This window comes from Streptomyces sp. NPDC039609, assembly GCF_055596705.1.
Genome location: NZ_JBVIUJ010000011.1, coordinates 255438 through 276248 on the forward strand (window position 1 = coordinate 255438; position 20811 = coordinate 276248).

Consider the following 20811-nt stretch of genomic DNA (forward strand, 5'->3'; position numbering starts at 1 on the left):
GAGACAAGGAGACGCCGTGTTCGGCAACTATCTGATCGGCCTGCGCGAGGGCCTGGAGGCCGGCCTGGTCGTCTGCATCCTCATCGCGTACCTGGTGAAGACGGACCACCGTGAGGCCCTGAGGCCGATCTGGATCGGCATCGGGGTCGCGGTCGGTATCGCGCTGGCCTTCGGTGCCGGCCTCGAGTTCGGCTCGCAGGAGCTGACCTTCGAGGCGCAGGAGCTGCTCGGCGGCTCGCTCTCCATCCTCGCCGTCGTCCTAGTGACCTGGATGGTCTTCTGGATGCGGCGCACCGCCCGGCATCTGAGAGCGGAGCTGCACGGCAGGCTGGACGCGGCGCTGCGGATGGGCACGGGCGCGCTGGTCACCACCGCCTTCCTGGCGGTCGGCCGCGAGGGCCTGGAGACGGCGCTGTTCGTCTGGGCGTCGGTGCGGGCCTCGTCCGACGGCACGTCCGCGCCCCTGATCGGGGTGCTGCTCGGCATCGCGACGGCCGTGCTGCTGGCCTGGCTGTTCTACCGCGGCGCGCTGAGGATCAACCTGGCGAGGTTCTTCACCTGGACGGGCGGGATGCTGGTCGTCGTGGCGGCCGGTGTCCTCGCGTACGGCGTGCACGACCTCCAGGAGGCGCGCTTCCTGGACGGGCTCGCGAACAAGGCGTTCGACGTCTCGGCGACGATTCCGCCGGACAGTTGGTACGGGACGCTCCTGAAGGGAGTCTTCAACTTCCAGCCCGATCCGACGGTTCTTCAGGTCACGGTGTGGGCGCTCTATCTGATCCCGACGCTCGCGCTGTTCCTGGCCCCGGTAGGGTCGGGTCCGTCCGTCCCGGTGAAGAAGCAGAAGGCGATCGATGAGAAGGCTGAGGCGACCGTCGAGGGCACTCGTGGCGACGACGGCGGCGACCGTGCTGGCGCTGACGGCGAGCGGTTGCGTGACGGTGCACGGCGAGCTGGAACTGCTCCCGGCGGCGACGAAGAGTGAGGCCGAGCAGGCCCTCAAGGACTTCACCGACGCCTACAACAAGGCGGACAAGGCGTACGACCCCGCGCTGGACGCCGGCCGGGTCACCGGGCCGCTCGGGGCGATCAACCAGGCGGGTCTGAAGTCCCGTTCGATCACCAGTCCCAACGGCAACCCCAACCACCGCCCGCTGGAGCTGACGGACGCGAAGTTCGTGCTGCCGAAGAAGGCGGGCTGGCCGCGCTGGTTCGTCGTGGACACCGACTCCAACCGGGACACCGACCAGGGCAGCGGCGACAACCGCTGGCTCCTGGTCTTCGTGCGCAACGGCTCCGAGCAGCTGTGGGAGGCCGCGTATCTGGCGATCCTGACGCCGGACGAGATCCCGGCGTTCAAGACGGACGGCGGGTTCGCGGTGCCGGTCGACGCGGACTCCGCCGAACTCGCGGTGGCGCCCAAGGACCTGGGCCGGAACTATGTCTCGCTCCTCGGCGGCGGGGAGCAGGGCCAGTTCGCGGCGGGGCCGCACACCACCGAGTGGCGTGACGCGCGGCAGAAGGCCGCAAAGAGGGTCGGCATGGCGACGCAGTACATCGACCAGGTCACCGACGCCGGGGACTTCGCGCCGCTGGGCCTCGCGACCGAGGACGGCGGGGCGCTGGTCTTCTTCGCGACGCGCTACTTCGAGCGACAGACGGCGGCGCAGGGCTACCGGCCGAAGGTCACGCCCGATGTGAAGCCCCTGCTGACCGGCGAGGTGAAGAACACGGTCACCAAGGAGTGGGTGTCGAGCCAGGCCGTCCTCGTGAAGCCGACGGGCACGGAGCAGGACGGGGTCACGATCGCGGGCCGGCTGCAGGGCGTGACGGGGGCGAAGGGCTCGTAGCGCCGGTTCCGCCACCCCACTCCTGGTGGCCGTGTGCCCGGGCCCATGGCCCCCGGCCCGGGTTCGTCAACGCAAGGATCCCGCCTTCCGCTTCGTACTCCCCCGCGGGCCGCCGTTCCTCAGCGGCGGCCGAGCGGCCAGGCCACCTCGTGCCCGGTGTGCTGCTCACCCTGCTCGGCGGCGTGCCGGGCGCAGGCATCGGTGAGGGTCTCCAGCAGGTTCAGCGGGTCGGGCAGGGCGTGCTCGGGGCCGCGGACCCAGGCGAGAGCCGGCTGCTCGTCCTCGTCACCGATGAGTCGGGCCGGCGGTACGAGGACGTAGCTGCCGCGGCAGTGCCAGCGCAGCCCCGGATGCTCGTCCATGGTCTCGGGATGGCAGTCCAGCTCGCAGGGCCACCACTCGTCCTCGTCCTCGGGGGTGCCGCGGGTGGCGGTGAAGAAGAGCATCCGGCCGCCGTCGCCGGCGCTCTCGGCGGATTCGGCGACGGGCCCGACGTCGATGCCCTGGGCGAGCAGTCGCTCCAGGGCGGCGCGGCCGGCCTCCAGGGGGACGTCGAGGACGTCGTGGACCATGCCGGTGGCGGTGATGAAGTTCGCCTCGGGCTCGCCCAGTGCCCAGCGCTCGATCTGGGCGCGGTCGGTGGTCGACTGGGTCTGCCAGGCGAAGGAGACGGGGTGCCGGGCCGGGGTCGGACAGCCGATGCGTTCACAGGAACAGCGGTACCCGACGGGGTACGCGGCGGGGGCGAGGGGCAGGCCTGCGGCAGCGGCGTCCAGGAGCAGCTTCACACGGTGGTTCTCGTCGTCCGCCGCTGTGCGCTTGGGACGCCTGCGCAGCCACTGCGCGAGTTTGCTCTCCGTGCCGCGGTAGCGGCCGATACCGTCGCCCATCTATCCCCTCACACCTGCGCTAGCCCGTTGTGCTCGCCCGTTCGGCTCTGCCCATCGTCGCATCTTCCGCTGCTTCAGGTGACCGGAGTCCCCAACCGGGGTACGTACCGTGGTTACGCCCTGGGCGCGAGCCCGCGCAGCGCGTAGTCGACGAGGGTGTCGGCGTAGGCGTGGGTGAGCGGCAGCGTGCGGTGCAGCCAGCGGTGGTTCAGGGGGCCGACGAGGAGTTCGAGGGCGATGCGGGGGTCGACGGCGGGGTCGATGTCCCCGGCGGCCTGGGCGGCCTCGATGCGGCGTACGTAGTGCTGGAGCTGAGGTTCCAGGAGTCGCTCCACGAACTGGGCGCCGAGTTCGGCGTTGACGATGCCCTCGGCGGCGAGGGCGCGGGAGGGGGCGTCGTACGTGGGGTTGTTCAGCTCGTCGACGGTGGCGCGGAGCACGTACTTCAGGTCGGCGGCGAGGTCGCCGGTGTCGGGGATCTCACTCTCCCCTTCCCCGCCGTGGGCGTCGTCCCGCCGAGCTGCCTCGTTGGCCTGGGCGGCGAGGTCAAGGAAGGCGTCCAACAGGACGGCGGCCTTGGAGGGCCACCAGCGGTAGATGGTCTGCTTGCCGACACCGGCGCGGGCGGCGATGCCCTCGATGGTGGTCTTGGTGTAGCCGGCCTCGGAGACGAGGGCGAGGGCGGCGTCGAAGATGGCGCGGCGGGAGCGTTCGCTGCGGCGGGAGGCGTCGGGGGCCTTGGTGTCGGACATGCGTCCAATCTAGCAGCAGGCGAGACGCCGCGTCTCGCTACGTGATGTTCAGTCGAACCACCCGAACGGTCCACTGCGCTGAGGCGACGGAAGGCGGACCATGGGCTCCGTCCGACCATCTCACTTCGTCCGTGAGGAGCCCTCATTGCGCCTGACTCCGCGCGAGGCCTCGCCCCGCCGTTATCTGATGTGCCCACCCACGCACTTCAAGGTGACGTACTCCATCAACCCCTGGATGGACCCCACGAAACCGGTCGACCTGCCGCTCGCCCTCGCACAGTGGGAGGACCTGCAGGCCCGCTACGTCTCGCTCGGCCACACCGTCGAGCTCCTGGACCCGGATCCCGGCCTGCCGGACATGGTCTTCGCCGCGAACGGCGCGACCGTGGTGGACGGGCGGGTGCTGGGCGCGAAGTTCGCCTATCCGGAACGTACGGACGAGGCGGCGGCGCATCGGGACTGGTTCAGCAGGAACGGTTACCCGGAGGTGTGGGTACCGGAGCACGTGAACGAGGGCGAGGGCGACTTCGCGGTGACCGCGTCGTGGATCCTGGCCGGCCGCGGCTTCCGCTCCAGCCCACTCGCGCACCACGAGGCACAGGAGTTCTTCGGGCGCCCGGTCATCGGCCTGGAGCTGGTGGACCCGCGCTACTACCACCTGGACACGGCGCTGTGCGTCCTGGACTCGGAGGGCGACGAGGTCATGTACTACCCCGACGCCTTCTCCGCCGGCAGCCGGGCGGTCCTGGCCCGGCTCTTCCCCGACGCCCTGCTGGCGACCGAGACCGACGCGGCGGCGCTGGGTCTGAACGCGGTGAGCGACGGCCGCCACGTCCTGCTGCCGCAGGCGGCGGTGGGGCTCTTCGCCCCGCTGCGTGAGCGGGGCTTCGAGCCGCTGGGGATGGACCTGTCGGAACTCCTCAAGGGCGGCGGCAGCGTGAAGTGCTGCACGCAGGAGCTGCGCTCCTGACACCGCGGGGGCGATGCCCGGCCCTGGCTCGGGGCGGGGCGTCGCCCCACTCGGCGACTCCGGGGACCGGGCGTCGCGGGACCCCGCCGGTCGTCCCCGGCTGCTCTACTCCGGGGACCGGGCGTCGCGGGACCCCGCCGGTCGTCCCCGGCTGCTCTACTCCGGGGGCCAGGCGTCGCCCCACTCCACGTCCCTCGCGGCCTTGTAGAGGGTGCCGTGGCGCTTGGTGACCGTCTCACGCGTCAGGCCCGTCTCCTCCGCCCCGCAGAGCTCCAGCAGGACCTGGCCCTTGCGGATCTGGGGCTTGCGGGTCACCCGGGACACCGTCGGCGTCACGGGGAACCTGGTCGCCGCGACGTAGCTGAACTTCTCGTCCTCGTACGGCAGCGAGCCGCCCTTCACCTGCCGGTGCAGGGACGACCTGCTCACCCGCGCGGCGAAGTGGCACCAGTCCGCGCCCGGATCGATCGGGCAGGCCCCGCTGTGCGGGCACGGCGCGGCCACGGTGAGCCCCGCCTCCACGAGGAGCGTGCGGGCCGCGATGATCCGCTCGTAGCCGTCGGGGGTGCCGGGCTCGACGATCACGACGGCCTGCGCCGCCCGCGCGGCCTCGGTGACGACCGCGCGGCGGTCGGCCTCGGTGAGCTCCTTCAGGACGTACGAGACCGTGACGAGATCCGTCTCGTCGAGCTTGAGCGCGCCGCTGATGCGGGCCCTGCGCCACTCCGCCTCGAACACGCCGGCCGCCAGCTCCCGGCCGAGCGCGAGCGCCGGCTCCGCCCAGTCCAGGACCGTCGTGCTCGGGGGGCTGTGCCACGCCTCGGCGACCGCCCAGCTCGCCGCGCCCGTGCCGCCGCCGATGTCGGTGTGCGTCGCCGGCTCCCACGCGGGCGCCGCGTCCCGCAGCGCGTCGAGCGCCGCCCGTACCGCCTCGAAGGTCGCCGGCATCCGGTACGCGGCGTACGCGGCGACGTCGGATCGGTCGCGCAGCACGGGGGCGTCGGTCGGGGTGGTCCCCCGGTAGTTGGCGATCAGCCGGTCGACGGCCTGGGCCGCCTGGCGCGGCGGCAGCCCGTCAAGAAGCCCGGCGAGGGCGACGCGCAACGTGTCACCGGAGGCGAGGGAGGGGGAGGCGTTCACCTCCACATTTTAGGCGGCCGAACCATACCCCCGGGCACCCGCCCGCGGGTCCGGCAGCCGGGCCACGGGGGCTGGGCCGGAACGAACCGAATGCAGTGGGCCCCAGCCCCGGGTGGCCCCGTACGGACCGCGTGGGCTGGGACGCGGCCCCGTGGGACGGCGGCCCGGGACCACCACCGTCTCCGCGGCCCAGGACCGGCCGTCTGTGCCGGAACACCACCACGGCTGGACTCGGGACCGGTCATGGGCGGGCCGGGACGCGACCTCGCGTGGGGCACCGACCCCGTGGGCAGGACACGGCCACGGGACGGCCAGGGCCGGGCCGGTGCCGGCCGACGCGTGGCCCCGCCCTCGCACCGGTCGGGACCGGACCCCGTCAGACCGGACACGACCGCCGACGAACCGGAACCGACCGTGGGCCGCACGGCCCCCGCCGACCCGTGGCATCGCCCCCGCGCCGGACCGGTCAGGCCTCCTGCGACGGCGCCTTGCGCCATGGGCGGCACAGTGCGAGGAAGCAGCCGAGCGACGCGATCGCGCAGACCAGTTGCACCACCGCCATCGGGACCGCCGTCGCCTCCCCCGCGATGCCCACCAGTGGCGACGCGATCGCGCCGATCAGGAAGGACGAGGTGCCGAGCAGCGCCGACGCGGAGCCCGCCGCGTGCGGGGTTCGCATCAGCGCCTGCGCGTTGGTGTTCGGCAGGGCCAGACCCATCGCCGACATCAGGACGAAGAGACCGGCGGCGATCGGGGCGAGACCCACCTTCCCGAACAGGCCGCTCGTCATGAGCACCAGCGCGACCGAGGCGAGCACGATCACGCTCAGCCCCCAGCCCAGCGCCTTGTCCAGGCTGACGCGTCCGACGAGCAGCTTGCCGTTGATCTGGCCGACGGCCACGAGCCCGATGGAGTTGAGGCCGAAGAGGAGGCTGAAGGTCTGCGGGGAGGCGCCGTAGATCTCCTGGACGACGAACGGGGACGCCGAGATGTACGCGAAGAGCGCGGCGAAGGCGAGCCCGCCGGCCAGCATGTAACCCGTGAAGACCCGGTCCGCGAGCAGCCCGCGCATCGTCCGCAGCGCCTCGCCCACCCCGCCCGCGTGCCGCCGCTCGGGCGGCAGAGTCTCGGCGAGGAACCTCCACACCACCACGGTGAGCAGGACGCCGATGACGGTGAGGACGTAGAAGACGCCGCGCCAGTCGGTGATCCGCAGGATCTGGCCGCCGATGAGCGGGGCGATGATCGGGGCGACGCCTGAGATCAGCATCAGGGTCGAGAAGAACCGCGCCATGTCGACGCCGTCGTACAGGTCGCGGACGACGGCCCGGGCGATGACGATGCCGGCAGCGCCCGCCAGGCCCTGGAGCAGCCGGAAGGCGATGAGGAGTTCGGCGGAGGGCGCGAGCGCACAGACCGCGGTGGCGGCGACGTACACGATCATGCCGATGAGCAGCGGACGGCGGCGCCCCCACTTGTCGCTCATGGGGCCGACGACGAGCTGACCGAGTGCCATGCCGGCGAGGCAGGCGGTGAGGGTCAGCTGGACGGTCGCGGCCGGCGAGCGCAGTGACTCCGTGACCTCCGGCAGGGCCGGCAGGTACATGTCCATGGAGAGCGGGGGCAGGGCCGTGAGTCCACCGAGGACCAGCGTGACGAGCAGCCCCGCGCGCCGGGCCGCGATGACCGACCCTTCGACTATGTGATCCTTCGTGCGGGTCCGGCCGCTCTCCGGCATCGACTGCTCCATTTCGTTGAAACTTTCCCTATGCTCTCAGTTCGTCCGGGGTGGTCGAGACCTTTTGGGGTGGGGCATGGGAACGTCCGGGAAGACCGTGCGATGGGGTGTGCTGGCGACCGGCGGGATCGCCGCCCGGTTCACCACCGATCTGCTGACGACGGAGGGCGCGGAGGTCGTGGCCGTCGCCTCCCGTACGGAGGCGTCGGCGAAGGCCTTCGCCGACCGGTTCGGGATACCGCGGGCGTACGGGGAGTGGGCCGCGCTCGCCTCCGACCCCGACGTGGACGTGGTGTACGTGGCGACCCCGCACCACGCTCACCGCGCGGCAGCCGGGCTCGCCCTGGAGGCGGGCAAGGCGGTCCTCTGCGAGAAGGCCTTCACCCTCAACGCGGGCGAGGCGGAGGAGCTGGTCGCCCTCGCCCGGGACCGTGGCCTCTTCCTGATGGAGGCCATGTGGATGTACTGCAACCCCCTGATCCGGCGTATCCGGGAGCTGATCGCGGACGGGGCGATCGGTGAGGTGAGGACCGTACAGGCGGACTTCGGACTCGCGGGCCCGTTCGCCGCGGACCACCGGCTGCGGGACCCGGCGGTGGGCGGCGGGGCGCTCCTGGACCTCGGGGTGTACCCCGTCTCGTTCGCGCAGCTGCTGCTCGGCGAGCCCGACTCGGTGCAGGCGCACGCCCTCCTCTCGCCCGAAGGCGTCGACCTGAACACGGGGATGCTGCTGGGCTGGAACTCCGGCGCCTCGGCGCTGCTGTCCTGCTCGCTCGTGGCGGACACCCCGCTGACCGCGTCGGTGACGGGGTCGGCGGGCCGGATCGACATTCCGCGGGGCTTCTTCTTCCTGGACCGGTTCACGCTGCACCGCGCCGGCCGGGAGCCGGAGGAGTTCGTGAACGAGGACGATCCGCACTCGCTCCGCCATGAGGCGGCGGAGGTCATGCGGTGTCTGCGCGCGGGCGAGACCGAGTCCCCCCTCGTGCCGCTGGAGGGTTCGCTCGCCGTGATGCGGACGCTCGACGCGGTACGGGACCGCGTCGGCGTCCGCTATCCGTCCGAGCTGTCGGTCACGCGGGCTTGAGCCCCGGGTTGCCCGCCTCCGTGACGTAGGAGCCGGCCGTGGCGACCGGGGCGCCCGGGGTCGTCACGGCCGAGACCGTACGGAAGTCGGCGCGGGCGCTGTCCCGGCCGAGCGCGACCGTCACATAGCCGCGCCGCCCGTTGTAGAACTTCATGTGCGGGTTGGCCCGGGTGAGGGCGTCGTAGTTGGCGGGCCGGTCGGCGCCGTCCTTGCCGCTGGCGATGGAGGTGGCGACGATCTCGGTGCCGAGGGTCCGGGACGTGGGGTCGCGGTGGTCGGCCTTGATGTCGAGGCCGTAGCCGACGTGGACATCACCGGTGAGCACCATCAGGTTCTCGACCCCGGCCGCCGCCGCGCCGTCCAGGAGGCGCTGCCGGGAGGCCGGATAGCCGTCCCAGGAGTCCATGGACAGCTTGAAGTCGGCGGTGGGCACATTGCGCCGCTCGGCGAAGACGACCTGCTGCGGGAGGACGTTCCACAGGGCGCGCGAGTCGCGCCAGCCGTCGAGCAGCCAGCGCTCCTGCGTGGCGCCGGTCATGGTGCGGCTCGGGTCCTCGGACTCGGGCCCGGGGACCTGCCAGCCGTCGCCGTACGCCTGGTCGGAGCGGTACTGGCGGGTGTCGAGGATGTCGAACTGCGCCAGCCGGCCGAAGCGGAGGCGGCGGTAGAGCCGCATGTCGGGGCCCTCGGGCCGCTGGGGCCTGCGGAGCGGCTGGTTCTCCCAGTAGGCACGGTAGGCGGCGGCGCGGCGGAGCAGGAACTCCTCCGGCGGGACGTCGTTCTCGGGGATCTCGCCCGCGTAGTTGTTCTCGGTCTCGTGGTCGTCCCAGGTGACGACGAAGGGGTGTGCGGCGTGCGCGGCCTGCAGGTCGGGGTCGGACTTGTAGAGGGCGTACCGCAGCCGGTAGTCCTCCAGGGTGATCGTCTCCCGGTTGAAGACGGCGGGCAGGCGCCGGTCCGTGTAGGCGCGGGCGCCGCCGGTGGCGTTGACGGCGTACTCGTAGAGGTAGTCGCCGAGGTGGAAGACGACGTCGACGTCCTCCTGGGCGAGATGTCCGTACGCGGTGAAGTAGCCGTCGTGGTACGCCTGGCAGGAGACGGCGGCGAGGGTGAGCTCGGATATCCGGGCGCCGGCGGCGGGCGCGGTGCGGGTGCGGCCGGCCGGGCTGATCCAGTCGCCGACGCGGAACCGGTAGAAGTAGATGCGATCCGGGTCGAGGTGGTCGATCTCGACATGGACGCTGTACTGGAACTCGGGGTGTGCGGTGACCTTGCCGCGCCGGACGGTCCGGGTGAAGCGCTCGTCGTGGGCGAGCTCCCAGCGGACCGCGACGCGGGAGCGGGGCAGTCCGCCGTCGGTCTCGAAGGGGCGGGGCGCGAGCCGGGTCCACAGGACGACGGAGCCGGGCTGGGGGTCGCCGGATGCCACCCCCAGGGTGAACGGGTTCTCGGTGATATGAGCGGGGTTCAGTTCGGCGGCGCTCGCGGCGCCGGCGGCCGGCAGGTTGACCGCGAAGGCGAGCGCGGCGGCGGCCCCGGTGACGGTGAGGAAGCGACGTCGGCCGAAGTGGCGGGCGGCGGCCCGTAGTTCGCCGTCGTGCTGCTGGATGTGTGTCATGTACCCCTCCCCAGGCGGATGTTGTCCGTCCGGTATTCGAGTGGGGCGGGACGACGTCACGTTGTCGGGCACAGAACATCCACGTGTCGGACGGATGAGTTCATGGGGCACGCGTCTGCCGTACGCTGCGCGCCCATGAGTACTGAGTCGCGCATCGCAGTGGTGACGGGAGCGGGTTCGGGCATCGGCCGCGGCGTGGCACGGGCCCTGGCCGAGGCGGGCTGGTCGGTGGCGCTGGCGGGCCGTCGGCGGGAGCCCCTGGAGGAGACGGCGGCGTCCGTCTCCTCGTCCGACGTCCTGTGCGTGCCGACGGACGTGATCTCACCGGAGGCGGTGACCGCCCTCTTCGAGGCGGTACGGGACCGGTTCGGCCGGGTCGACCTGCTCTTCAACAACGCGGGTACGTTCGCGGGCGGCGGCGTCCCGGTCGAGGACCTGGACCACGAGACCTGGCGCTCGGTGGTCGACGTGAACCTGACGGGCGCCTTCCTGTGCGCCCAGGCGGCCTACCGGGCGATGAAGGAGCAGTCCCCGCAGGGCGGCCGGATCATCAACAACGGCTCGATCTCGGCACATGTACCGCGCCCGAACTCGATCGCGTACACGGCGACGAAGCACGCGATGACGGGGCTGACGAAGTCGCTGTCCCTGGACGGGCGCCCGTACCGGATCGCCTGCGGTCAGATCGACATCGGGAACGCGGCGACGGAGATGACGGCGCGGATGCAGACGGGCATTCTGCAGGCCAACGGGGAGCTGGCGGTGGAGCCGGTCATGGACGCGGCGGACGTGGCGGCGACGGTGGTGCACATGGCGGGGCTGCCGTTGGAGGCGAACGTGCAGTTCGCGACGGTGATGGCGACGGCGATGCCGTACATCGGCCGGGGGTAGGGGGCGGGACACCACCCCCTACCCGGCGCTCCAGGGGGTGTCCTGCCGATCAGGCCGGATCGGCAGGACACCCCCCTAGGCCTGGCCGGTCTCGAAGCGGGCGACCTTTCCGTCCTTGACGACGAACCGCCAGGCGGTCCGCATCTCGCCCCAGGTGTCGTTGCGGTAGCGGGCGACGAGGGACCGCCCGTCGTCCTTGGCGGACTCGATCTCCATATGGCCGCGAGAGGAGAAGATCTCCTTCTCGGTCCACTCCTGGAGATCACGGTCGGACCCGTCGTCCGACATGGTGGCGCCCGGGGTGAGGGCTGCCTGGAAGGCCTCGGGGTCATTGGCGTTGAGCGCGCTGACGAAGGCGCGCACGGCGGGGTCGCCGATCTTGTCCACAGGGATGGTCATGGGCCTACCGGTACACCGGACCGCCCGGTTCCCGACGGACCCGGGCCGCACATGTGGCGCACCTCAGCGCACGGACTCGGCCACCTGGAGGAGCAGGGACGCGGCCTCGGCCTCGGGCAGGACGCGTTCCAGGACGAGCTCACCGGTCATCCCGGGGAAGAACCGGCCGGCCGACCAGCTCCGCTCGTACGGCGACGGGTCGAGGACCACGAGCCGTACGCCGTCGACGACCGGGATCTCGGAGGGGTTGCCCTCGTTCCAGATCCACTCGCCGTCGGCGCCGACGAGATTGAAGGAGCCGGTGGTCGGGCTCATCCCGGGCTGGTCCCGGCACATGGCGACGGCCTGTGGGGACGGCGCCGTACCGGGCAGGTGCCCGCCCCCGATCAGCGCGTCGGCGAGGAGGGTGTGCAGCTGGAAGTTGTCGCCGATCCCGGAGACGCGTACGGCGAAGCCGGCACCGGACTTCCGGTCGAGGACCAGGAGCGGCTCGTCGTCCAGCACGGCCAGGGCGTAGGCGAGGCACTTGAACGGCTCCCCCGACGCCTCCTGCACGCGCTCCACGACCGCGCGCAGCTCCTGCTTGCCGTCGGCCCCGCGCCGTACGGCGTTCACGTTGAGCATCGCAACGCAGGCCATCTCCCACTGCGGAAGCGACTCCCAGCCGACGACGGCGTCGAAGCCGACCCGCTCGACATGGGCCTCCGTCAGGTCCTCGTGGCCCGGCAGGTCGCCGCCGCCGGTGGCCGCCCACCGCTCGCAGAACACCTCGGCGGCCTCGAACGCCTCACGCGCCCCCGCGAACACGGCGGGAGCGCAGGCGACCGCGTCGGCGCCGCGCTCGACACAGGCCCCGACCATCACCGCGGTCACGGCGCGCGGACCCGGGGGCACCTCGGCGAGGAACGCCGCGAGCCGGGGCCCGGCCTCCGGCAGCTCCAGCTCCGCATCCCCGGCCCGCCCGAAGGCCCGATGCAGCCCTCCGAAGGCCCGCTCGGCGGCAGCGCCGTCCTGTGCCCGCACGGCGGTCTCGAACTCACTCACGGCGGCTTGCAGCCGCCCACGCCGGAATATCGTCCGCGCACCCTACCGACCGCGTCGAGCTGGCATTCTTCTCCCCCATGACCGACCCGTGGAACACCATCGAGCGGCTCGCCTCGTGGATCGCCGCACACCACACCCTCCCGCCCGAACAGGACGTCCTGCTGCGCGTCCTGAAGCTCTCGGAGGAGGTCGGCGAAGTGGCGCAGGCCGTGATCGGCGCGACGGGCCAGAACCCGCGCAAGGGCACGTCGCACACCTGGCAGGACGTCGAGTCCGAACTGTGCGACGTGATCATCACGGCGATGGTGGCACTGCGCACGCTGACCCCGGACGCGGAGGAGGTGTTCGCGGGGCACGTCCGGCGGGTGGCGGAACGGTCGTTGGAGAAGTGACGTCAGGGGACGGGCCGTCAGGACTCCTGGGACGGTTCCGTAGGACCGGCCGGTCCGCGAGGTGCACCGACGAGTGACGCCGAAGGCACGGGGAAACGCGAAACCCGCCTGGCCCGGGAGTTCAGCCGGGTCGGACGGGTTGAGGCAGACGAGTCGGGCTGTACGCCGGGTTCTGTACCCCGGGACCTCGCGGTCGTCGGGGTGACGGCCATCCATCTAGGACCGGCGTTGCCGCCGGTCTCGTGCGGTCTACCCGCGAACTCGGGCGGGCAGCCCTCAAGCGTTCGCGCAGAGTCGCCTGTCTCCAGGCGGCCCCTCTTGACCTTGCTCCGGGTGGGGTTTACCTAGCCGCCTGAGTCACCTCAGGCGCTGGTGGTCTCTTACACCACCGTTTCACCCTTACCGAGGACCGAGGTCCCCGGCGGTCTGTTTTCTGTGGCACTGTCCCGCGGGTCACCCCGGGTGGCCGTTAGCCACCACCCTGCCCTGTGGAGCCCGGACGTTCCTCGGGAGGATCCGAGGATCCCCACGCGGCCGCCCGCCCGGCTCGTCTGCCGTGCCGACCATGCTACCCGCCGTGCCGGGCGCGCTTGACCTTGTCGCAGCGTCAGGGTTTCTACTGGGCGCATGCGAATCGGCGAGATCGCCGCGCTCGTCGGGGTCACCCCGCGGGCCGTGCGCCACTACCACCATCTGGGGCTGCTGCCCGAGCCCGTACGGCTGGCCAACGGCTACCGCGAGTACGGCATCCGGGACGCCGTCCTGCTCGCCCGGATCCGGCGGCTGACCGAGCCCGTCGACGCGCCCCGGTTCCTCGGCGGGCCCCGGCCCGTCCACACCCTCCGCTTCCACGCGGACGACGCCCGCGCGCTGCACCGGGCGCTGAGGCAGGCCGTCGTGGAGGTCTGACTCACTCCGGTACGTGATCGAAGAGGATCTTGTCCCTGCCGGGGTCCGCCGGGTCCGCCTTCTTCAGCTTCACTCGCACCCGCTTCCCCTGCTTCATCGCCTGCTGGCTCTTCACGGTGCCCACCACGGCCGGGTCCTTCAGATGCACGACACCCCGCTTGTTCGCGGTGTCCTTGATGTCGATCACGAACCCGTCGAAGACCTGGCCGATCCGGTTCTTCAGGAGCGCCGCCTCGACGACGTCCATGCTCTCCCTGTCCGCCTCCTTGCCCCGTCCCCTGTCCATGTCGGCCGGCAGTGCCGTCAGCGCGTCCTTCACCCACGCGGGTGGCTCCTGGCCCGCGGCGGCCGCCAGACAGAGCTCGCCCACATAGCGGTCGACCAGGCGGCGCAGGGGCGCGGTGCAGTGGGTGTACTCGTCGGCGATCGCGGCATGGACCACGGAGTCCGGAAGGCGGCCGTCCGCAAAGTCGATGTACGCGGACTTCTGGAACAGGCCGGTGGCGTCCAGCAGGAACGCGGCGTGCTGGGGGTTGTTCGCCGGGTCGAGCGAGCGGATGAGCTCCGCGTACGAGACGTGGTGCGGCCACGCGATCTCCAGCGCCTGCGCGGAGTGGCGCAGCTTCTCGACGCCGTCCGGGGTGGCGCCGAGGGTGCGCAGGATCCCCGTGCCCTCGGCGATCATCAGATCGGCCGCGGCCATGCCGGTGAGCAGGGAGATCTGCTCGTTCCAGCCGTCGACGGCGCGCGGGGCGCGGTAGACGAGGGTGTACGAGTCTCCGTTCTCGACGACCTCCTGCTCGGGGAGGTCGAGGGAGACCCCGCCGCGCTTGACCTCCAGGGCCTCGCGGAGCATGCCCACGGTCTTGAGCAGGGCGAGCGGTTCCTCCGCCGTGCCCGCCTCGATCAGCTGCTGGGCGCCGGCGTAGTCGAGTCTGAGGATGCTGCGGACACGCGCACGGCGTACGTCGACGGCGACCTGGCGGCCGTCGGCGTCCAGGTCGAGGCGCCAGAGCAGGGCGGGCACGGTCTGGTCGGGCAGCAGGCTGGCGGCGCCCTCGGAGAGGACCGGAGGGTGCAGCGGGATCTTCTCGTCGGGGAAGTAGAGGGTCTCGACGCGCTTGTGGGCCTCCTTGTCGACGGCGCCACCGGCGGTGACGAACGCGGCGACATCGGCGATGGCGTAGTGGACGCGGTAGCCGCCGCCCGGCCGTCGGGCGATGTGCATGGCCTGGTCGAGGTCGCGGGAGCCCGGCGGGTCGATGGTGAAGAGAGGGATGTCGGTGGCGTCGTGGTCCGGCAGCCGCGGGGACGCCGCGGCCGCCTCCGCCTCGGCGAGGACCGCCGGCGGGAAGCTCGCCGGGACCTGCATCCGGGTTCTCAGTGCGCGCAGCGCGGCCCGTAGGTCCTCGGCTGCGCCGGTCACGTGAATGTGGCGGCGTGGCATGGACCGAGCGTATGGCGGGGGACCCGGCCCGGCACTTTGTAGGCTGAACGTTCTGGGGCCGCACCCCCAGCCCCGTACGTATGAAGGAGAACCACCGTGCTCGTGCTGTTGCCGCCGTCGGAGGGTAAGGCCGCTTCGGGGCGTGGGGCGCCGCTCAAGCCGGAGTCCCTGTCGTTGCCGGGCCTGGCCGAGGCGCGGGCGGCCGTCCTGGACGAGCTGGTCGAGCTGTGCGTCGCCGACGAGGAGAAGGCGCGCGAGGTGCTCGGGCTGAGCGAGGGGCTGCGCGGCGAGATCGCGAAGAACACGGAGCTGCGGACGGCGGGGGCTCGTCCGGCCGGCGAGATCTACACGGGGGTGCTGTACGACGCGCTGGGGCTGGCCACGCTGGACGCGGCGGCGCGGAAGCGGGCGCGGGCCTCGCTCCTGGTGTTCTCGGGGCTGTGGGGCGCGGTGCGCGTGGACGACCGGATTCCGTCGTACCGCTGCTCCATGGGCGTGAAGCTGCCGGGGCTCGGGGCACTGGGTGCGCACTGGCGGGGTGCGATGGCGAGCGTGCTGCCGGAGGCGGCGGGCGACGGACTGGTTCTGGACCTGCGGTCCTCTGCGTACACCTCGGCGTGGAAGCCGAAGGGCGAGGTGGCGGCGCGGACGGCGACGGTGCGGGTACTGCACGCGCCGACCCGCAAGGTGGTCAGCCACTTCAACAAGGCGACGAAGGGGCGGATCGTGCGCAGCCTTCTCGAGGCGGGTGCGGCGCCGAAGGACCCGGTGGAGCTGGTGGAGGCGCTGCGGGACCTGAAGTACGTGGTGGAGGAGGGGAAGGCGGGGGCCCTCGACGTCCTGGTGGAGGAGATCCACTAGGCGTGCCCGCACGAAGCCGGGGTGGGGTGCCCGGGCGCATATGACGTCGCGGGCCGATCGGTCGGCGAACGCCCGACGGGGCCGCTGTTGCACTGTGCGCAACGCTCGTTGCGTGTGTTGTCGCACCCGGGCAGGATGGGGCCATGACCTCCGCGCTGCCCTCCGTCCTCGACCTCGCCCCCGTCGTCCCGGTCGTCGTCATCGAGGACGCCGCCGACGCCGTACCTCTCGCCCGCGCCCTCGTCGCGGGCGGACTGCCCGCGATCGAGGTGACCCTGCGGACCCCGGCGGCGCTCGACGCCATCCGCGCGATCGCCGCCGAGGTCCCCGACGCGGTCGTCGGCGCCGGCACCGTCATCTCGGCGGTCGGCGTCGCGCACGCGGTCGCGGCCGGTTCACGCTTCCTGGTGAGCCCAGGCTGGACGGAGAGCCTGCTGGACGCCATGGTCTCCTCGGGCGTGCCGTTCCTGCCGGGTGTCTCCACCACCTCCGAGGTCGTGGCGCTCCTGGAGCGCGGGGTGCGCGAGATGAAGTTCTTCCCCGCCGAGGCGGCGGGCGGCGTCCCGTATCTGAAGTCGCTCTCCGGCCCGCTCCCCCAGGCCCGGTTCTGCCCGACCGGTGGCGTCTCCCTCGGCTCCGCCCCCGCCTACCTCGCGCTGCCGAACGTCGGCTGCGTCGGCGGCACATGGATGCTGCCCGCCGACGCCCTCGCGGCCCGCGACTGGACGCGGGTCGAATCGCTGGCGCGCGAGGCGGCGGAGCTGCGAGCGCCCTGACAGGTGCCGGCGCGCGCTCGCCGACCGACCGTCAGGAGAGCGTCAGGCCGACGTGGTCGGTCACGGGGCGGTACCCGAGCCGCTGGTACAACGCGTTGCTGGTGGGATTGGCGAGGTCCGTGAAGAGCAGGACCTGCTTCGCGCCCGCGTCCAGGGCGGCCCGGCTGACCGCACCGGTGACGGCTCCCGCGTAGCCACGGCCGCGGAGCTCGGCCGGTGTGTACACCGGCGAGACCCGGGCCTGGCCCGCGACGATCGGCGAGATGCTCGCCATCGACACCGGGCCCTCGGCGGTCTCCCAGAGGTGGAGGCGGCCGTCGGCGACACGGGGCTCGATGTTCGGGGTGTAGTCCACGTCGCCGTCCTCCCCGATGTCCCGGGCGAAGTCACTCATCCACGACACCGCGAGCGGAATGTCGGCGGCGACCGCCGGCCGCGACCGTCCCGGCGGCGCGGGGTCCGGCGGGGTGAGCGTACCGAGCCGGTAGAGCCGCATCCGGCGCGTGGTCGTCCACGCGCGGTTCTCGCCGCACAGTTCCCGGGCGAAGGCCTCCGCCGTCTCCTCCTCGCCGCGCACGCCGGTCACCTCGGCCGCGTCCGGCAGTACATGGACGAGGGCGCGGGCCGCCGCCGCGGGCATCGGTCCGAGCGCCGGCTCGTGGGGCAGAGTGAACAGGAACGCGCCTGTGACCCGGCCGTCCGGCTCGCTCCACCAGCCGTACCGCGCGGACTCGACGGGCCGCCGCCGGGCTCCCTCGCTGAGGGTGAGCAGCACGGTGTTCCGCGCGGGATCGGCGGCGAAGTGCTCGTGGGCCGCCGCGCGGAAGGCGTCGGCGTCCTCGGTGATGTGCCAGCTCATGGCGTCGATGGTGCTACGGAACGAGGGAAGGGGCCACGGATTTCCGTGCCCCCTTCCCTCCGCTTCCGTCGCGGATCACCTCAGGTGCGAGGTGTCGTTCAGGAGTCGTACGGAGGCGTTGCCGTCCGCGTAGTACGCGACCGCCGACAGCGAGGCCGCCGAGAGCTCCATCCGGAACAGCGACTCGGGCGGGGCTCCGAGGGCCAGCCGCACGAGCGTCTTGATGGGCGTGACGTGCGTGACGAGGAGGACCGTACGGCCGGCGTACGCGGCGGTCAGCCGGTCCCGGGTCGCGGAGACGCGGCGCGCGACGGTCGCGAAGCTCTCGCCGCCACCGGTCGGGGCGGCCTTGGGCGAGGCGAGCCAGGCGTCGAGGTCGTCGCCGTGACGCTCCCGCACCTCGGCGAAGGTCAGCCCCTCCCAGGCACCGAAGTCGGTCTCGCGCAGCCCGTCCTCGATGCGCACATCGAGGCCCAGGCGGGCGGCGACGGTCTCCGCGGTCTGGCGGCAGCGCTTGAGCGGGGAGCTGACGATCTCCTGGATCGTCCCGCGCGCGGCGAGCGCGGCGGCGACGGCCTCGGCCTGCCGCATCCCGGCGGCGGACAGTTCGGGGTCGGTGCCCCCGCTCCCCGAGAACCGCTTCTCGGGCGTGAGCGCGGTCTCCCCGTGCCGGAGCAGCACGAAGGTGGCGGGAGCCCCCAGGTCGGGCGCGCCCCAACCGGGCGCGGCGCCGCCGGTGCGGGCGGCGCCCTCGGCACCGGACACGACAGGCTTGGGCTCGTGGCCGAGGACACCCGCCTCGGCCTCGAAGTCGCCGCTCTCCGCGGACTCACGCTCGGCCGTGGCGGCCGCCGCCAGCGAGGCGCGTGCCTGGGCCGCGATGGTCTCGTCGGCGGCGAAGAGGCCGTCGTCGGCCGGGACACCCGCATCCGAACGCCCACCGGCACCGGAGCCCGTACGCGCACCGGAGGCCGCACCCGTACCCGCGAGCGCGGCCCGCGCGCGGGCCGCACCCGCCGTCGCATCGCCGGGAGGACCCGAGGGCGCCGTCGCCGCGCCGCGCACCGCGTTGCGCGCCGCCGACGTGTCCAGGGCGGCCGAGGAGGCCGAAGGCTCCCACTGCTTGCCCCGCTTGCCCGCGTCCATCGCCTCGTTGGCGAGGCGGTCGGCGTGCTTGTTCTTCTCGCGCGGGATCCACTCGTAGCGGACCTGGCGCGCGGGGAAGACCCGTGCCGCCTCCGCCGCCAGCGGCTTCATGTCCGGGTGCTTGATCTTCCAGCGGCCGGACATCTGCTCGACGACCAGCTTGGAGTCCATCCGGACGTGCACCTTGGCGTCCGGGAACAGCTCACGCGCCGCCTTCAGACCGGCCACCAGGCCCTTGTACTCGGCGACGTTGTTCGTCGCGACGCCGATGTACTCGGCCCGCTCCGCGAGCGTCTCGCCGGTCACCGGGTCGAGGACCACGGCCCCGTACCCGGCCGGCCCCGGGTTCCCCCGGGAGCCTCCGTCGGCCTCGACGACGACTTCCGTGATGGCCGTCATTACAGGCCGGACTCCGACGTGCGGACCAGGATCCGACGGCAGTTCTCGCACCGCACCACCGTGTCCGCGGCGGCAGCCCGGACGTCGTTGAGCTCGGTGATGTTCAGCTCGATGTGGCAGCCCTCGCACTTGCGCTGGTAGAGCCGCGCCGCGCCGACACCGCCCTGCTGCTCGCGCAGCTTCTCGTAGAGCTTCAGCAGGTCGGCCGGGACGGAGCCGGCCACCAGCTCGCGCTCCTTGCCGACGGACGCCGCCTCGCCGTCCAGCTCGGCCTGCGCCGCGTCACGGCGGGCGGTCGCGTCGTCGGCCTTGGCCTGGACCGCGGAGGCCCGCTCGGTCAGCTCGGCGACCCGCTCGGTCGCGGACTCACGGCGCTCCATGACCTCGAGGACGATGTCCTCCAGGTCGCCCTGGCGCTTGGCGAGCGAGGTGATCTCGCGCTGGAGGCTCTCCAGGTCCTTCGGGGAGGAGACGGCGCCGGAGTCCAGGCGCTGCTGGTCCCGGACGGCGCGCTGGCGCACCTGGTCGACGTCCTGCTCGGCCTTGGTCTGCTCGCGGGCGCAGTCGCTCTCCTCGGTCTGCGCGGCGACGAGCAGGTCGCGCAGCTGCGTGAGGTCCTTGTTCAGCGACTCGATCTCGGCGTGCTCGGGCAGGGACTTGCGCTTGTGGGCGAGCTGCTGGAGACGGACGTCCAGGGCCTGGACGTCGAGGAGTCGGATCTGGTCGGCGGGCGCGGCGTTCAGTTGGGGGCTCCAGGGGAGTTGTGATGGGAGGACCAGGGGTCGGTGACCGTCTTCGAGACGTGGACCCGCAGGTCCCAGCCGTGGCGGTCGGAGATCTCGTCGAGCTGGGCGGCGGCCTGCTCGCACCAGGGCCATTCGGTGGCCCAGTGGGCGGCGTCGATCAGGCCGATCGGCCCGGTCGACGTGAGTGCGGCCTGGGTGGCTTCGGAGACCGGGTGGTGGCGCAGGTCCGCGGTGAGGAAGGCGTCGACGCCGGCGGCCCGTACGGCGCCGAAGAGGCTGTCGCCGGAGCCGCCGCTGACCGCGACCCGGCGGACGGTCATGCCCGGGTCTCCGGCGACCCGGATCCCCTGCGCGGTGGCGGGCAGCCGCTTCGCGGCGCGGGCCGCGAACTCGGCCAGCGTCTCGGGATGGTCCAGCTCGCAGATCCTGCCGAGGTTGGTCTCGGGGACCAGGGGGCCGGTGATCCGCAGGTCCAGGGCGCCGGCGAGGGCGTCGGACACCCCGGGGTCGGCGGTGTCGGCGTTGGTGTGCGCGACGTGCAGGGCGATGTCGTGCTTGATCAGCGTGTGCACGACGCGGCCCTTGAAGTGGGAGGCCGCGACCGTCGTCGTACCGCGCAGATAGAGCGGGTGGTGGGTGACGATCAGGTCGGCGCCGAGCGCGATCGCCTCGTCGGCGATCTCCTGGACGGGGTCCACGGCGAAAAGGACACGGCCGACCTCGGCGTCGGGGTCGCCGCAGACCGTGCCGACGGCGTCCCACTCCTCGGCCCGCTCGGGCGGCCAGAGGGCGTCGAGCGCGGCGATGACTTCAGACAGACGGGGCACGAAGGAAAGGCTACCTGGCTCCTCTTTGCGCCTGGACCGGCGCCGCTCTCGCGGAGGTGGCGGGCCGCCG

Annotated in this window: 20 protein-coding genes, 1 other RNA gene and 1 pseudogene; 9 read left to right on the top strand and 13 right to left on the bottom strand. The window is 72.5% G+C overall.

Annotated features, from left to right (window positions below; genetic code table 11):
• Nucleotides 1-16 precede the first annotated feature (16 nt).
• Nucleotides 17-985 (top strand): iron uptake transporter permease EfeU, encoded by a 969-nt coding sequence (gene efeU / locus ACZ561_RS30335; protein WP_471000942.1) that lies wholly within the window; start codon nt 17-19, stop codon nt 983-985.
• Nucleotides 909-1850, top strand: coding sequence for an SCO2278 family lipoprotein (locus tag ACZ561_RS30340; RefSeq protein ID WP_471001021.1), 942 nt, complete (start codon nt 909-911; stop codon nt 1848-1850). Before efeU ends, ACZ561_RS30340 begins: the two co-directional genes overlap by 77 nt.
• Before the next feature lie 119 nt (nt 1851-1969).
• Here ACZ561_RS30340 and ACZ561_RS30345 read toward each other — a convergent pair whose 3' ends face one another.
• Nucleotides 1970-2740: a bifunctional DNA primase/polymerase gene (locus tag ACZ561_RS30345; RefSeq protein ID WP_329121201.1), complete on the bottom strand. Its 771-nt coding sequence runs from the start codon at nt 2738-2740 to the stop codon at nt 1970-1972.
• Nucleotides 2741-2853: 113 nt separating this feature from the next.
• Complete coding sequence (locus tag ACZ561_RS30350; RefSeq protein WP_471000945.1) at nt 2854-3492, bottom strand: TetR/AcrR family transcriptional regulator; 639 nt, start codon at nt 3490-3492, stop codon at nt 2854-2856.
• Between the two features lie 145 nt (nt 3493-3637).
• On the opposite strand from ACZ561_RS30350, the gene ddaH reads away from it, so the two are divergent.
• Nucleotides 3638-4462 carry a dimethylargininase gene (gene ddaH, locus ACZ561_RS30355; protein ID WP_471000948.1) on the top strand — a complete coding sequence of 275 codons (825 nt, stop codon included), beginning with the start codon at nt 3638-3640 and terminating at the stop codon, nt 4460-4462.
• A gap of 156 nt (nt 4463-4618) precedes the next feature.
• Here the strand turns inward: ddaH and ACZ561_RS30360 are convergent, their stop codons facing one another.
• Nucleotides 4619-5602 carry a small ribosomal subunit Rsm22 family protein gene (locus ACZ561_RS30360; protein WP_471000951.1) on the bottom strand — a complete coding sequence of 328 codons (984 nt, stop codon included), beginning with the start codon at nt 5600-5602 and terminating at the stop codon, nt 4619-4621.
• Nucleotides 5603-6068: 466 nt separating this feature from the next.
• Nucleotides 6069-7340, bottom strand: a complete 1272-nt coding sequence (locus ACZ561_RS30365) for a Bcr/CflA family multidrug efflux MFS transporter (protein ID WP_471000955.1) — start codon at nt 7338-7340, stop codon at nt 6069-6071.
• A 76-nt stretch (nt 7341-7416) separates the two neighbouring features.
• Here ACZ561_RS30365 and ACZ561_RS30370 point away from each other — a divergent pair, with 76 nt between their 5' ends.
• Nucleotides 7417-8427 (top strand): Gfo/Idh/MocA family protein, encoded by a 1011-nt coding sequence (locus ACZ561_RS30370; RefSeq protein WP_471000957.1) that lies wholly within the window; start codon nt 7417-7419, stop codon nt 8425-8427.
• On the opposite strand, the gene ACZ561_RS30375 is transcribed toward ACZ561_RS30370, so the two are convergent.
• Complete coding sequence (locus ACZ561_RS30375; RefSeq protein WP_471000960.1) at nt 8414-10045, bottom strand: alkaline phosphatase D family protein; 1632 nt, start codon at nt 10043-10045, stop codon at nt 8414-8416. The genes ACZ561_RS30370 and ACZ561_RS30375 overlap by 14 nt on opposite strands.
• Nucleotides 10046-10180: 135 nt before the next feature.
• On the opposite strand from ACZ561_RS30375, the gene ACZ561_RS30380 reads away from it, so the two are divergent.
• Nucleotides 10181-10936 (top strand): SDR family oxidoreductase, encoded by a 756-nt coding sequence (locus ACZ561_RS30380; protein WP_471000963.1) that lies wholly within the window; start codon nt 10181-10183, stop codon nt 10934-10936.
• Between the two features lie 75 nt (nt 10937-11011).
• On the opposite strand, the gene ACZ561_RS30385 is transcribed toward ACZ561_RS30380, so the two are convergent.
• Together ACZ561_RS30385 and ACZ561_RS30390 are read right to left on the bottom strand one after the other, a co-directional pair.
• Nucleotides 11012-11335, bottom strand: coding sequence for a nuclear transport factor 2 family protein (locus tag ACZ561_RS30385; RefSeq protein ID WP_384516932.1), 324 nt, complete (start codon nt 11333-11335; stop codon nt 11012-11014).
• A gap of 63 nt (nt 11336-11398) precedes the next feature.
• Nucleotides 11399-12379: a hypothetical protein gene (locus tag ACZ561_RS30390; RefSeq protein ID WP_471000967.1), complete on the bottom strand. Its 981-nt coding sequence runs from the start codon at nt 12377-12379 to the stop codon at nt 11399-11401.
• 77 nt (nt 12380-12456) lie between these two features.
• Between ACZ561_RS30390 and ACZ561_RS30395 the strand changes: the two genes are divergently transcribed.
• Nucleotides 12457-12771 (top strand): MazG-like family protein, encoded by a 315-nt coding sequence (locus ACZ561_RS30395; protein WP_471000970.1) that lies wholly within the window; start codon nt 12457-12459, stop codon nt 12769-12771.
• A gap of 145 nt (nt 12772-12916) precedes the next feature.
• Here ACZ561_RS30395 and rnpB read toward each other — a convergent pair.
• Nucleotides 12917-13321, bottom strand: an RNA gene (gene rnpB, locus ACZ561_RS30400) — RNase P RNA component class A.
• 77 nt (nt 13322-13398) lie between these two features.
• Between rnpB and ACZ561_RS30405 the strand changes: the two are divergent.
• A pseudogene (locus tag ACZ561_RS30405) lies at nt 13399-13563 on the top strand (MerR family transcriptional regulator); the annotation flags it as partial.
• A gap of 118 nt (nt 13564-13681) precedes the next feature.
• On the opposite strand, the gene ACZ561_RS30410 reads toward ACZ561_RS30405, so the two are convergent.
• Nucleotides 13682-15127 carry an RNB domain-containing ribonuclease gene (locus ACZ561_RS30410; RefSeq protein WP_471000973.1) on the bottom strand — a complete coding sequence of 482 codons (1446 nt, stop codon included), beginning with the start codon at nt 15125-15127 and terminating at the stop codon, nt 13682-13684.
• A 96-nt stretch (nt 15128-15223) separates the two neighbouring features.
• Between ACZ561_RS30410 and yaaA the strand changes: the two genes are divergently transcribed.
• Nucleotides 15224-15988 carry a peroxide stress protein YaaA gene (gene yaaA / locus ACZ561_RS30415; RefSeq protein ID WP_471000976.1) on the top strand — a complete coding sequence of 255 codons (765 nt, stop codon included), beginning with the start codon at nt 15224-15226 and terminating at the stop codon, nt 15986-15988.
• Between the two features lie 143 nt (nt 15989-16131).
• Nucleotides 16132-16764, top strand: a complete 633-nt coding sequence (gene eda, locus ACZ561_RS30420; protein WP_471000979.1) for a bifunctional 4-hydroxy-2-oxoglutarate aldolase/2-dehydro-3-deoxy-phosphogluconate aldolase — start codon at nt 16132-16134, stop codon at nt 16762-16764.
• 31 nt (nt 16765-16795) lie between these two features.
• On the opposite strand, the gene ACZ561_RS30425 is transcribed toward eda, so the two are convergent.
• From ACZ561_RS30425 to ACZ561_RS30440, 4 genes are all read right to left on the bottom strand, one after another.
• Nucleotides 16796-17623, bottom strand: a complete 828-nt coding sequence (locus ACZ561_RS30425; protein WP_471000982.1) for a GNAT family N-acetyltransferase — start codon at nt 17621-17623, stop codon at nt 16796-16798.
• Between the two features lie 75 nt (nt 17624-17698).
• Nucleotides 17699-19168 carry a bifunctional RNase H/acid phosphatase gene (locus ACZ561_RS30430; protein WP_471000985.1) on the bottom strand — a complete coding sequence of 490 codons (1470 nt, stop codon included), beginning with the start codon at nt 19166-19168 and terminating at the stop codon, nt 17699-17701.
• Nucleotides 19168-19911, bottom strand: coding sequence for a zinc ribbon domain-containing protein (locus ACZ561_RS30435; RefSeq protein WP_376440383.1), 744 nt, complete (start codon nt 19909-19911; stop codon nt 19168-19170). Before ACZ561_RS30435 ends, ACZ561_RS30430 begins: the two co-directional genes overlap by 1 nt.
• The gene (locus ACZ561_RS30440; protein WP_471000988.1) at nt 19908-20741 is read right to left on the bottom strand and encodes a Nif3-like dinuclear metal center hexameric protein; all 834 of its coding nucleotides are present in this window, start codon (nt 20739-20741) and stop codon (nt 19908-19910) included. The genes ACZ561_RS30435 and ACZ561_RS30440 overlap by 4 nt, the downstream gene beginning before the upstream one ends.
• Nucleotides 20742-20811: the final 70 nt, after the last annotated feature.

Bases quoted from the DNA above. Each gene is read 5' to 3' on its own strand.
- ACZ561_RS30350 (WP_471000945.1), bottom strand. From the start codon at position 3,492: ATGTCCGACACCAAGGCCCCCGACGCCTCCCGCCGCAGCGAACGCTCC.
- ACZ561_RS30395 (WP_471000970.1), top strand. From the start codon at position 12,457: ATGACCGACCCGTGGAACACCATCGAGCGGCTCGCCTCGTGGATCGCC.
- ACZ561_RS30410 (WP_471000973.1), bottom strand. From the start codon at position 15,127: ATGCCACGCCGCCACATTCACGTGACCGGCGCAGCCGAGGACCTACGG.
- ACZ561_RS30375 (WP_471000960.1), bottom strand. From the start codon at position 10,045: ATGACACACATCCAGCAGCACGACGGCGAACTACGGGCCGCCGCCCGC.
- ACZ561_RS30365 (WP_471000955.1), bottom strand. From the start codon at position 7,340: ATGCCGGAGAGCGGCCGGACCCGCACGAAGGATCACATAGTCGAAGGG.
- ACZ561_RS30425 (WP_471000982.1), bottom strand. From the start codon at position 17,623: ATGAGCTGGCACATCACCGAGGACGCCGACGCCTTCCGCGCGGCGGCC.
- ACZ561_RS30430 (WP_471000985.1), bottom strand. From the start codon at position 19,168: ATGACGGCCATCACGGAAGTCGTCGTCGAGGCCGACGGAGGCTCCCGG.
- ACZ561_RS30385 (WP_384516932.1), bottom strand. From the start codon at position 11,335: ATGACCATCCCTGTGGACAAGATCGGCGACCCCGCCGTGCGCGCCTTC.
- eda (WP_471000979.1), top strand. From the start codon at position 16,132: ATGACCTCCGCGCTGCCCTCCGTCCTCGACCTCGCCCCCGTCGTCCCG.
- ACZ561_RS30380 (WP_471000963.1), top strand. From the start codon at position 10,181: ATGAGTACTGAGTCGCGCATCGCAGTGGTGACGGGAGCGGGTTCGGGC.
- ACZ561_RS30370 (WP_471000957.1), top strand. From the start codon at position 7,417: ATGGGAACGTCCGGGAAGACCGTGCGATGGGGTGTGCTGGCGACCGGC.
- ACZ561_RS30345 (WP_329121201.1), bottom strand. From the start codon at position 2,740: ATGGGCGACGGTATCGGCCGCTACCGCGGCACGGAGAGCAAACTCGCG.